Annotated in this window: 10 protein-coding genes; all 10 read right to left on the bottom strand. The window is 50.9% G+C overall.

From position 1 onward, the window contains the following. Positions 1–8: 8 nt before the first annotated feature. Entirely contained in the window at positions 9–827 is an 819-nt protein-coding gene (locus tag KZ483_RS10860; protein ID WP_220352660.1) for a cytochrome C assembly family protein, read from the bottom strand. A 102-nt stretch (positions 828–929) separates the two neighbouring features. Continuing rightward, positions 930–2336, bottom strand: a complete 1407-nt coding sequence (gene hemA, locus KZ483_RS10855; RefSeq protein WP_220352659.1) for a glutamyl-tRNA reductase — start codon at positions 2334–2336, stop codon at positions 930–932. A 160-nt stretch (positions 2337–2496) separates the two neighbouring features. Beyond that, the gene (speD, locus tag KZ483_RS10850) at positions 2497–2895 is read right to left on the bottom strand and encodes an adenosylmethionine decarboxylase (protein WP_220352658.1); all 399 of its coding nucleotides are present in this window, start codon (positions 2893–2895) and stop codon (positions 2497–2499) included. Positions 2896–3230: 335 nt separating this feature from the next. Next, positions 3231–3821 (bottom strand): non-ribosomal peptide synthetase module, encoded by a 591-nt coding sequence (locus tag KZ483_RS10845; RefSeq protein ID WP_220352657.1) that lies wholly within the window; start codon positions 3819–3821, stop codon positions 3231–3233. Between the two features lie 183 nt (positions 3822–4004). Then, positions 4005–4607 (bottom strand): ribosome biogenesis GTP-binding protein YihA/YsxC, encoded by a 603-nt coding sequence (yihA, locus tag KZ483_RS10840; RefSeq protein ID WP_220352656.1) that lies wholly within the window; start codon positions 4605–4607, stop codon positions 4005–4007. Positions 4608–4622: 15 nt separating this feature from the next. Next, entirely contained in the window at positions 4623–6965 is a 2343-nt protein-coding gene (lon, locus tag KZ483_RS10835) for an endopeptidase La (protein WP_220352655.1), read from the bottom strand. 86 nt (positions 6966–7051) lie between these two features. Beyond that, positions 7052–8755, bottom strand: a complete 1704-nt coding sequence (gene lonB, locus KZ483_RS10830; protein WP_220352654.1) for an ATP-dependent protease LonB — start codon at positions 8753–8755, stop codon at positions 7052–7054. A gap of 136 nt (positions 8756–8891) precedes the next feature. Further along, positions 8892–10010 (bottom strand): flavodoxin-dependent (E)-4-hydroxy-3-methylbut-2-enyl-diphosphate synthase, encoded by a 1119-nt coding sequence (gene ispG / locus KZ483_RS10825; RefSeq protein WP_220352653.1) that lies wholly within the window; start codon positions 10008–10010, stop codon positions 8892–8894. Between the two features lie 98 nt (positions 10011–10108). Next, positions 10109–11365 carry an ATP-dependent protease ATP-binding subunit ClpX gene (clpX, locus tag KZ483_RS10820; protein ID WP_220352652.1) on the bottom strand — a complete coding sequence of 419 codons (1257 nt, stop codon included), beginning with the start codon at positions 11363–11365 and terminating at the stop codon, positions 10109–10111. 25 nt (positions 11366–11390) lie between these two features. Then, positions 11391–12011, bottom strand: coding sequence for an ATP-dependent Clp endopeptidase proteolytic subunit ClpP (gene clpP, locus KZ483_RS10815; protein WP_258881729.1), 621 nt, complete (start codon positions 12009–12011; stop codon positions 11391–11393). Positions 12012–12068: the final 57 nt, after the last annotated feature.

Below are 12068 nucleotides of genomic sequence, written 5' to 3'. Positions count from 1 at the left end.
TAATCTCATTATGACCAACCGTGAAACGACGAAATCTTATTAATCAACAAATTGAACAACAGAACAATGAAGCTGATCACATTAAACCGTGCGGCTTTCCAGGCAGGCCCGTCAAACCAGCGGTACTGAAGAATATTTCCAATGTAGAGCGCTAATGCGGCAAAAGATGTTAGAACCTTCGGGTCAAGCAGCAAGCCGTACCGTCCTTCGGTCAGTATCGATGTAACCGCAACTGCGAGCGACAGCGTAAGCAGCGGAGTTCCGATCAGCGATGCCCGGAACATAAAACGGTCGATCATATCAAGGCTGGGCAATCGCTGGACCGTCTTTGACCAGTGCCTGCCTTTTAATTGACCGTGAAGAAATAAATACATTCCCGAGAAGATCGCACAAATGGTCAATGCGGCAAAAGCGCAGATCATGAGTCCTACGTGAACCACGAGCATGTCGCGTGCCAGCTCCCAACGAGCAAGCGAGGCGCCCGATCCTATTCCGAACAAGTTAAGCGTCAGAACCGCGAAGCCGATAACATTAACGAAAAAGACGATGAATTCGATTCGGAAAAATCGGCTTATAACCAATGAAGCTGTCACCAGCAGCCAGGAGAATATTAGCAAATATTCGAATAACGTCATAAACGTCATATCCAGATGAGAGACGATCCGCTCTACAAGGAATACCGTTTGCAGCATCCAGACGAAAATAAGGAGCCCTGTTCCCATCTGTTTCGCCTTCCGATTCCGGTCAAGGAAATCGGAGAAGTAAAACAGAAGGCTCAGGGCGTAAATATAAAGCATGCCGTCATAAAGCCAATTTTGCGTAACCATAGGCGCCTCCACAAGTACGGCATGAAATCGCCGATAGCGAAACGGCGGCATATCGCCGCCAGTCTGCCTGTTTATTGCATCTAGTTACTCAGCGGGAAAGAGTCAAGTCGTTGCTGCTGCAATCGTGTTCACGGCCGCGTTAACATTGAGCCCCTTCTCGAATAAGGAAGACGCAGATCCGCTTTCGGAAGACAATTCTTCTTTTGCCACCACTGTCCGTTCCTGCTGTTTCGCCTGGGCGAGCGTCTCCTCCAAAGCGAATAATTTCACAAACATGTCCATTGCATCATCGGCATGCTTCTCGGAAGCCAGTTCCTTAATGCGTAGAATTGGGTCATGCATCATTTGATTGACGATGCTCTTTGTCAGCTTGCGAATGATTTTTCTCTCCCGATCGTCAAGGTCGGGCAGCTTATTGGTCAAGCTATCCATCGTCTCTTCGTGGATGGCGGCCGCTTTATCCTGCAGCGCCCGGATAAGCGGAGCCACGCCAAGAGTTTTGTACCATTGCCGGAACAAATCGAGCTCCGCTGTTATAAACGTTTCGATTTTGGCCGCTTCAACGCGGCGCTGTTCCAAATTGCTCTCGACTATGCCTTCCAAATCATCGATGTCGTAGAGAAACACATTTTCCACCGAGGCAATGGCAGGATCCAGGTCGCGCGGCACGGCAATGTCAATCATAAACAATGGCCGCGATTTACGGCGCCCTATAGCTTCGGCTGCCTGTTCGCGACTCAGCACATAACCGTCCGATCCCGTCGAGCTGATAACAATATCAGTCTCGTGCAAGCGATGAATCGCCTCCTCCATCGAGAGAGGAATGCCGTTAAATTTATCGGCCAGCTGCGCCGCCCGTTCGTAGGTGCGGTTTACGACAAAAACACGGTTGACTCCGTTCGCATATAAATGTTTAGCCGTAAGCTCGCTCATTTTGCCTGCGCCGATAATCATAACGGTTTTCCCGCCGAAATGTCCGAAAATCCTTTTTCCGAGCTCAACGGCAGCATAGCTGACGGAGACAGCCGTCTCGCCGATTGAAGTTTCCGAGTGTGCGCGCTTGGCCAGCGTCACTGCTTGTTTGAACAGCATATTAAACATCGTGCCGGTCGTTTTGTGCTCTTGCGCCAGCATAAAGGCGTTCTTGATTTGACCGAGAATTTGCGTTTCTCCGATGACCATCGAATCCAGTCCGCATGTCACGCGGAACAAATGCTCTATTGCTTTATCATCCTCGTACATGTATAAATCATTTGTAAATTGTTGTCTTGGCAGTCCAAACCATTGTTCCATAAAATGGCGTATATAGTGGCCGCACAAGTGTGGACGATCCACCACCGCGTACAGCTCCGTACGGTTGCAGGTCGCCACAATGACACATTCCATAATGCTTTTCGTATGCTGCAGTTGTTTTAGAGCCTCCGGCAAATCCCGCTCCGAGAAAGTAAATCGTTCTCTGACTTCGACGGGAGCCGTCCGATAGTTTAGCCCAACAACGACAATGTGCATGCGCGTTCACCTGCCTTTACGATCAATTAATCATCATTTATTATAGCACAGTTCGACAACCTGTACCCCTGCAATTATGAAAATTATTTGAAAACAATAATTAAAAAATGACCACGGAGGAGAGCTCCATGGCCATGAGTAATTTCATTATGAGAAACTGTTACACAAGTTCGACTTGCTTAATTTCCGGTTCGACAACTTTCAGCTCTCCCATACCGCGAATAAGCTTCTTGGCATGTGTAGTGGCCGGTTTCAAAACAGACAGCATGTAGTCGATCGCAAGCTGCGGATCCACTGTTTCTCCGCACGTATAACAGTCGAGGGCGGCAAAACCTCTCTCAGGATACGTGTGTATGGAGAGATGACTTTCAGAGAGCAGTACGAGCACGGTTGCGCCTTGTGGCTCAAATTGTTTGGCCTGAACAGAGAGTACGGTAGCGCCACAGCTTTCGGCAGCCTCCACCATTTGGGCTTGTAAAAATTCCGCGTTGTTGAGTAGGTCGAAATCTACACCCCAAGTATCAACAGCAACGTGTCTTCCGAAAGTTGAGTATTCCATCTTTCGGTTCCCCCTTCCTAGGAATAAAATGTTTGAAAACTTTCATCCGCTAGGACCTACGTCATTCACTGCCCGAGGGAATAATCTCTCGCAACATTACTATGTCCTGAGTGAATCCTGGTTCCTAATATTCTTTTCAACGAAAATAAAAATAACATCTATCGCGGAGAATTGCAACTGTTTTTTTTGCTGAGGCCGGAATTGGTTACTGCTGTTACTACAGTATTCAACGTATGTGGCGCGGTCCCGTTTCGTGAACGCCGATTCGGAAATTTCACAATAAAAAAAGCCGCAAAAAAGCGGCTTTAAAAATATCGGTAATACCCGTCGAAATTCTAAGCCTCCAGCACGAATAATTCCCGCGTGTGAAGCTTCAACCTTTCGTCAATTACGGCAATTTGCCCGGGATCCGAGCATTGATTCCGCAGATCGAGCAGCTGGTTGATAACATTCTGCAGGACATCGATTTGTTGTTCGATATCCGTGTTTAAGAACTGAGCCAGAAGCTGGCCGACAGTGTCCTTATATTCAAAGACGACTCTCGTTTCCCCGTTCGTATTTTCGACAATTTTGCGAACGGCACCCTGTTCATAATGATAAATCATCGTATAGTTCGGATAAATGCGGTTTACGACTGCATTACCGCGAAAAGCCGAAACCGCTTTGCGCATTACATTCGTTAATTTGGGTTTAATCAAACGGCAGGAAAGCACGCACACGTACCGATCCTGTTGACGTTCGAAAGTTAAGCGGACTTCTTCACGTCCTGCTTCGTCCTCGAGAACCATCTCGTGATTGCCGTTATCAAGCACCCGAACCTGCTGTTTAACATGGTGCTCTTCCAAAAAACGGACGAATCCCGCCATCTCTTCAGCCGTTAATTGCAGAGAAGCTTTGACATACTCTGTGGCTATCCGCTGAGCCATAAAAATCTCCTCAATTCTTTAAACTTACACCTTTATAACCTACCGCTTAAGTATATTATACTCGATCATTGCGGTTTATTCCTGCCGGCTGGTCGTGATATTCTCGCATATTTCTGAAAAATCACGGAGAAATTACGAAGAGCCCCCGATTTTATGCGTTATCCTCGCTATTCGAACGAAACATCACAGACTTTCTGCCTGTTCCGTAATCGCTTCAAGAATAACCGCCCAAAGCTCGTCACGGCCAAGCCCGGTCTCGGAGGAGAAGAGAACGAACCGGTGACGCGGATCGGCACCGAGCGTTTCTCTTACCATCTTGATATGTTTCTCCCACTTGCTTCGCGGAATTTTGTCGGCCTTGGTAATGACGATACAGGTCGGTATATCATAATATTTGAGCCAGTCGAACATAAGACGGTCGTCCTTTGAAGGCTCGTGGCGTACATCGATAATGAGGAGCACCATCTTCAGCGGTTCCCGGTCTTTGAGGAAAGTCTCGATCATCTGGCCCCATTGCTCGCGCTGCGTCTTGGAGACCTTCGCATAGCCGTACCCGGGAAAATCGACAAAATAGAGCTTCTCGTTGATTCGATAATAATTCAATTGCTGCGTCTTACCGGGCTGAGAGCTTGTTCGAGCCAGGTTTTTCCGCTGTATCAATTTGTTGATCAGTGACGACTTGCCGACATTGGAACGCCCTGCCAGAGCGATTTCCGGCAAGGCGTCCTCAGGATATTGGTGAGGCTTTACAGCGCTAATTACAAATTCGGCCTGCGTGACATTCATATCTTTACCTGCTTTCTAGTGCGTCTGAACCGGCGATTGGGCAAGGGCATGCTTCAGCACCTCGTCCATATGGCTGACCGGGATGAAATCCAGGTCGCCGCGGACACTTTCCGGAATATCCCTTAGGTCCCGCTCATTCTCCTTTGGAAGGAGCACCTTCTTGATGCCCGCCCTGTGCGCGGCCAGCGATTTCTCTTTCAATCCGCCGATCGGCAGGACGCGTCCGCGCAGCGTAATTTCTCCGGTCATCGCCACTTCTTTGGAAACCAGGCGTCCGGTGAGCGCGGATATAAGCGCCGTTGCCATTGTTATGCCGGCGGAAGGGCCGTCCTTCGGTATGGCACCCTCGGGTATATGAATATGAATATCGTTTTTCTCGTGAAAATCGGGATCGATGCCCAGCTCAACCGCTTTGGAGCGCGTGTAGCTGAACGCCGCTTGAGCCGATTCCTTCATGACGTCTCCGAGTTTACCCGTCAGCGTCAGCTTCCCGCTTCCAGGCAGCACCGTGACCTCGATAACCAAGGTATCTCCTCCGACTTCAGTCCAGGCAAGGCCTGTAACCGCGCCGACCTGATCCTCGACCTCGGCCATGCCGTAACGGAATTTCGGAGGTCCCAACCATTCTTTTACCTGTACCGTGTCCACTTCTATCGGTCCATTATCGGCGTTTGAGACAAGAGCCTTCGCAGCCTTACGGCAAATAGCTGCGATCTGCTGCTCCAGATTACGGACACCCGACTCGCGGGTATATTCCCGGATGACCTGCATCATCGCTTTATCGTCAAGCTTAAGCTGCTCATCTTTCAGTCCATGCTCACGCTTCTGCTTGGGAAGCAAATACCGTTCGGCGATTTGCAATTTCTCAAGCTCCGTATAGCCGGGTATATAGAGCATCTCCATCCTGTCCAGAAGCGGCCTTGGAATGTTGTGAACGGCATTGGCCGTCGTTACGAACATGACATTGGAGAGATCGAACGGCACCTCGATGAAATGATCGCTGAACGTGTTGTTCTGCTCCGGATCAAGCACCTCCAGAAGCGCCGATGCAGGGTCGCCGCGGAAGTCCATCGCCATTTTATCGATTTCATCCAGCAGAAATACCGGATTTAGCGTGCCTGCCGTCTTCATTCCTTGGATAATGCGCCCGGGCATAGCGCCGACATAGGTACGGCGGTGGCCGCGTATTTCGGCTTCGTCCCGAACGCCGCCAAGTGAAATGCGTACGAATTGGCGTCCCAGCGATTTGGCGATCGAACGGGCCAGCGAGGTTTTACCCACCCCGGGAGGGCCGACGAGGCACAGAATCGGGCCTTTCAGTTTCTTGACCAGCTGCTGAACAGCCAGATATTCAAGGACGCGTTCCTTCGGTTTTTCCAGCCCGTAGTGATCCTCATTTAAAACATCTTCAGCTTTGGATACGTTCAAATCGTCTTCGGTTCTTTTATTCCAAGGCAACGACAAAAGCCAATCGATATAATTGCGGATCACGCCGCCTTCCGCTGACGTTGACGGCATCTTTTCAAGCCGGTCGATCTCTTTCTCGACCTTCTCTTTGACCTTGTCCGGCAAGCCGGATTCAGCCATCTGGGTCCGTAGCTCTTCCACTTCCCCGGCGCGCCCCTCTTTTTCGCCGAGTTCCTTCTGGATCGCTTTCATTTGCTCACGAAGATAATATTCTTTTTGAGTCTTCTCCATCTGCTTTTTGACGCGCTGGCTTATTTTACGTTCGAGCTCGAGCACTTCCCGCTCGTTGTTCAAAATATCCAGCAGCTTCTCCAAGCGGTCGCGGACATCGATGGTTTCCAGAATTTCCTGCTTATCTTTAATCTTGAGTGTCAGGTGGCTTGTAATAACATCCGCGAGCCGGCCCGGCTCATCGATGTCGGAAACCGCTGCGAGCGTCTCCGGCGTTACCTTCTTCGACAGGTTAATATAATGCTCGAATTGGTTCAATACCGTTCGCATGAGCGCATCTATCTCGGGATCCGTCGACTCCGCTTCCGGCATTTCCTTAACCGTCACTTCATAAAAATCTTCATTCGGTAAATAATCCATAATCTCCGCCCGGACGACACCTTCGACCAGTACCCTTATGGTACCGTTAGGCAATTTAAGCATCTGCCTCACGCGGGCGATGGTGCCGACGCGGTAGATATCCTCCTGAGTCGGTTCTTCGATGTTGACCTCCGACTGGGAGCATAACAAAATCATATGATCGTCAAGCATAGCGCGGTCAAGCGCTCGCACCGATTTCTCCCTGCCCACATCTAAGTGGAGCACCATGCTGGGGTATACGAGCAATCCCCTGAGCGGCAGCAGGGGCAGCCGTCTACCTTTCCATTTAGCAGGTCCCATACCAGCACCTCCGTCTTGAAGCTATTTTAACACCTGTCGTGCGCCTGGATAAATTGAGCTTTAACTTACGCCTTCATCTTATTTTATCACTCAACGGAATCCGCCTGCAAATAGGGGAGTCCCGTGGCGATATAAACATCGCCCGACAGAGCGGATTGAGCCGCCGGAACCGTTGCTTCACCCGGGCCAAATACAAGGCTGAGCACCTCGTCGATCCTGTCTACCGGAATGACCTTCAGACCTTGCAAATCGGCGAAAATCTCCTGCCAGTTCTCACGCGGGATAACCACCGTCTCCGCCCCCGCCTGGAAAGCGGCCTCAACCTTGGCAAGCACGCCGCCGACCGGCTTAACGTCGCCATGAATCCCTACCTCGCCTGTCATAGCCAGCTTATTATCAACGGGCTCACCCTTGATAGCCGATGCAATAGCAGTCGCCATGGCAATACCTGCGGAAGGCCCGTCTATCGGCGTACCGCCGGGAAAATTGATATGCAGGTCGAAATTTTCAGGCTTCAGCCCGATGCGCCTGAGTACGGTCAGCACATTCTCGACCGAGCCTTTCGCCATACTTTTGCGCCGCAGGGTTCTGCTTCCTCCGCCAAGCTCTTCTTCGTCGACGACTCCCGTAATCGTGAAGCTGCCTTTTCCGCTGCGAGCCGGTATTGCGCTTACTTCGATCTCCAGCAGCGTTCCCATATTAGGACCATACACAGCCAGACCGTTCACGAAACCAACCTGGGGTAGTGCAGGCACTTTCCGGTTGGGGCGCGGCGGAATCTGACTGCTGTTTACGACCCACTCGACGTCAGCAGCGGTAATTTCTTCCCGTTTCTCGGATAAAGCAAGTCCCGCAGCCAATTGGATTACGTTAACGGCTTCACGGCCGTTCGTTGCGTAGCGCATCACCACTTCAACCGCCGCCTGGCAGGGCGGCAGCCCAATTTTCTTGAGCGCGTTAATTGCAATCTCAGCAATTTCACCCGGAAGCAGGGGCCGGAAATAAATTTCCATGCAGCGTGAGCGAAGCGCGGGCGGCAGCTCCTGCGGCGATCTTGTCGTCGCACCCACAAGACGGAAATCAGCCGGCAGGCCGTTCTGGAAAATATCGTGTATATACATCGGTATGTTGGTATCTTCCGAATTGTAATAGGCGCTCTCCAGATAAACTTTACGATCCTCCAGCACCTTTAACAATTTGTTCATTTGAATCGGATGCAGTTCGCCGATCTCATCGATGAACAGCATCCCTCCGTGCGCTTTCGTTACCGCACCGGGTTTGGGCTGCGGTATTCCGGCTACGCCCATAGCGCCCGCGCCTTGATATATCGGGTCATGGACGGAACCGATAAGCGGGTCGGCAATCCCGCGTTCGTCGAAACGGGCGGTTGTCGCGTCGATTTCGGTAAACCTGGCATCTTGAAGAAATGGCGAGGCCGGATTTTTCTTCGCCTCTTCCAGGACGACGCGAGCGGCGGCAGTCTTCCCCACGCCCGGGGGGCCGTAGATAATGACATGCTGGGGATTGGCGCTGCACAGCGCCGCCTTAAGCGCCTTCAGGCCGTCCTTCTGACCGATAATATCGTTTATCGTTTGAGGACGGGTTTTCTCGGATAAAGGCTTTGTAAGCGAGACGGAACGCAGCTTGCGCAGCTTGTCCATTTCCTTGCGGGACTCCCGGTCAACTGCGGTACGGTTCGTCTTCTGGTTGCGCAGCAAATTCCAAAAGTACAGACCAATGACAATCGCGAAAAAAACTTGGATCAGCATCAAAATCATACTTAAACTCATAGCGATTAAACACTCCTCTCATGTAAGAAGAAACAACAAAAACATCCGGCTTATCGGGAACTCATACTTGTCAGTATTGCCCCCGGCCGGATGGAATAATCGCTATGCGGATGTAAAGTTTAACCGAATTTCTAAGTTATCCGGATGAAACGGGAGAGTGCTGCTTACGTCCCGGAATTTCACCCGTCGCCTCATAGACGCGAACGATTTCATCGATTTCCTTCTTCAGTTCCGCAAGAAGGTCATTCTCCGGAACTTTACGGATCATTTCGCCATATCTGAACAGCATGCCTTCGCCGCGTGCCCCGGCAATGCCGATGTCCGCCTCGCGCGCTTCCCCGGGCCCATTCACCGCACAGCCAAGGACGGAAACTTTGATCGGTACTTTAATCTTACTGATATACTCTTCCACCTCATTGGCGATCGAGAACAAATCGATATCCAGACGCCCGCAGGTCGGACATGAGACAAGCGTAGCCGCGTTGGTAATCAGACCGAAGCATTTGAGCAGCTCGCGGGCCACCTTGACCTCTTCTACCGGATCCGCGCTCAGACTGATTCGAACCGTATTCCCGATTCCCATCGCCAGCAGTGCTCCGATACCCGCCGAGCTCTTAATCGTGCCGGAATGAAGCGTGCCCGCCTCGGTAATCCCAAGATGGAGCGGGTAGCGGATTTGTTCGGCCGCCATCCGGTAAGCTGCGATAGCCATTGGTACGTCCGATGCTTTCAGGGACACGATAATATCGTAGAAGTCCAATTCTTCCAGTATGCCGATATGAAATAAAGCGCTCTCGACCATCGCCTCAGGCGTGGGGTAGCCGTACTTTTCCAACAAATGGTTCTCAAGCGAGCCTGCATTTACGCCGATTCGAATTGGAATGCCGCGTTCCTTGCATGCTTTGACGACGGCTTCCACCTTTTCTCTGCGGCCGATATTCCCCGGATTGATCCGTACTTTATCGACACCGTTCTCAATAGCGGCAAGCGCAAGGCGGTGATCGAAATGAATATCCGCCACCAGCGGAATATGAATGCGCTTCTTGATTTCTTTGATAGCTGCCGCGGCTTCCTTGTTATTCACCGTTACACGGACGATTTGACAGCCGGCTTCTTCCAGACGCAGTATTTCCGCTACCGTAGCTTCCACGTCCGCCGTCTTCGTCGTGCACATACTTTGAATGACTACTTCATCGCTTCCGCCAATTGTCAGGGGTCCTACTTTGACCGGTATGGTTTCTTTTCGTGAATACATCAGGTAACCTCTCCCGTGAACGTCAAAGTCCACCCCTGCGGGGAGCGGCTTTATGGCCGCTTAGGCAGAGGTGGATACTTTGAACGGTGCTTATTGAATCAGGCGCTTTCTTCCTTCTTCTTGCCTTTCTTGGAGACCAGCTCAGGCATATTCCGGTCCTGAACAACCTTCTCCGTTATGAGGCAGGTGCTGACGTCGTCGCGCGAAGGCACTTCATACATGACGTCGAGCATCAAGCCTTCTATTATCGCCCGCAAGCCGCGCGCGCCGGTGTTCCGTTTGATCGCTTCTTTGGCAATAGCCTCCAAAGCCGCCTGCTCGAAATCGAGTTTGACGTTATCCATTTCGAGCAGCTTCTGATACTGCTTCACGAGCGCATTCTTCGGCTCGGAAAGGATACGCACAAGCGCTTGCTCATCAAGAGGCTCAAGTGTCGAGATGACCGGCAAACGGCCTACAAACTCCGGTATGAGACCGAATTTGAGCAGATCCTCCGGAAGCACCATCGACAAGTATTCGCCTGCTTTCAAGTCCTTCTGTCCGTCGCCGGCTGTATTAAAACCGATGACCTTCTTGCCGATACGGCGTTTAATAAGCTGCTCCAGACCGTCAAAGGCACCGCCGCAGATGAACAAAATGTTCGTCGTATCGATTTGGATAAACTCTTGGTGGGGGTGCTTGCGTCCGCCTTGCGGTGGAACCGATGCAACCGTACCCTCCAATATTTTCAGAAGCGCCTGCTGCACGCCTTCGCCCGAAACGTCACGGGTAATCGAAGGATTCTCCGATTTGCGCGCAACTTTATCGATCTCATCGATGTAAATAATGCCGCGTTCGGCTTTTTCAACATCGTAGTCTGCAGCCTGGATCAGCTTGAGCAAAATATTCTCTACGTCTTCACCGACATAGCCGGCTTCCGTAAGAGATGTGGCATCCGCGATTGCAAACGGCACATTCAAGATCTTCGCCATCGTCTGGGCTAGAAGCGTCTTCCCGGAGCCGGTCGGTCCAACCAGCAGGATGTTGCTCTTCTGAAGCTCGACATCCTCAAGTTTACTTTGCGAATTGACCCGTTTGTAATGGTTATATACCGCTACAGACAGCGATTTCTTCGCTTGCTCTTGCCCGATTACGTATTGATCGAGAATATTGCGGATATCTCTTGGTTTCGGAATATCCTTCAGATCAAGCTCTTCCTCGTGGCCGAGCTCCTCTTCGACGATTTCCGTACACAACTCGATACATTCATCGCATATATAGACGCCAGGACCGGCGACAAGCTTTCGCACCTGATCTTGCGACTTGCCGCAAAACGAGCATTTCAATTGGCCCTTCTCGTCATTAAATTTAAACATGGGATCACCCCTTCGTTTCGATATTTTACAGGATGGAAGATGTGACGACCTTGTCGATGAGGCCGTAATTAAGCGCCTCTTCCGCACTCATGAAGAAGTCGCGGTCGGTATCCCGGTCGACTTTCTCATAAGGCTGTCCCGTACGGTCCACATAGATTTGGTTCAATTTCTGTTTCGTCTTCAAAATCCAATCCGCGTGGATTTTGATATCAGACGCTTGCCCGCGAACGCCGCCAAGCGGCTGGTGTATCATAACTTCGCTGTTCGGCAGTGCAAAGCGTTTCCCCTTGGCGCCGGCCGTCAACAGCAGTGAACCCATACTCGCTGCCAAGCCTACGCAAATGGTCGATACGTCCGGCTTTATAAACTGCATCGTATCAAATATCCCCATCCCGGCGGTAACTGATCCGCCCGGAGAGTTAATATACAGGTGGATGTCCTTTTCCGGGTCGTCCGCTGCCAGAAAAAGCAGCTGAGCAATGATGGAATTCGCAACATCATCGTCGATCGCACTTCCCAAAAAGATAATCCGATCCTTTAAAAGGCGGGAGTAAATATCGTAAGAGCGTTCTCCCCTGTTTGTCTGCTCAACGACAATAGGTACCAGATTCATGCGATCAACCTTCTTTCCTTCTTTGGCTTGGATTCCGATCTTATTTTATCATGTTCAGGAAGCAATGTCATTTTTCTGAATACTACATTA

It is taken from the genome of Paenibacillus sp. sptzw28, from assembly GCF_019550795.1.
Classification (GTDB): Bacteria; Bacillota; Bacilli; order Paenibacillales; family Paenibacillaceae; genus Paenibacillus_Z.
This window is presented reverse-complemented; position numbering and strand designations above follow the sequence as displayed.

Coding starts and splice junctions, on each gene's coding strand:
- KZ483_RS10860 (WP_220352660.1), bottom strand. CDS start 827: ATGGTTACGCAAAATTGGCTTTATGACGGCATGCTTTATATTTACGCC.
- hemA (WP_220352659.1), bottom strand. CDS start 2,336: ATGCACATTGTCGTTGTTGGGCTAAACTATCGGACGGCTCCCGTCGAA.
- speD (WP_220352658.1), bottom strand. CDS start 2,895: ATGGAATACTCAACTTTCGGAAGACACGTTGCTGTTGATACTTGGGGT.
- KZ483_RS10845 (WP_220352657.1), bottom strand. CDS start 3,821: ATGGCTCAGCGGATAGCCACAGAGTATGTCAAAGCTTCTCTGCAATTA.
- yihA (WP_220352656.1), bottom strand. CDS start 4,607: ATGAATGTCACGCAGGCCGAATTTGTAATTAGCGCTGTAAAGCCTCAC.
- lon (WP_220352655.1), bottom strand. CDS start 6,965: ATGGGACCTGCTAAATGGAAAGGTAGACGGCTGCCCCTGCTGCCGCTC.
- lonB (WP_220352654.1), bottom strand. CDS start 8,755: ATGAGTTTAAGTATGATTTTGATGCTGATCCAAGTTTTTTTCGCGATT.
- ispG (WP_220352653.1), bottom strand. CDS start 10,010: ATGTATTCACGAAAAGAAACCATACCGGTCAAAGTAGGACCCCTGACA.
- clpX (WP_220352652.1), bottom strand. CDS start 11,365: ATGTTTAAATTTAATGACGAGAAGGGCCAATTGAAATGCTCGTTTTGC.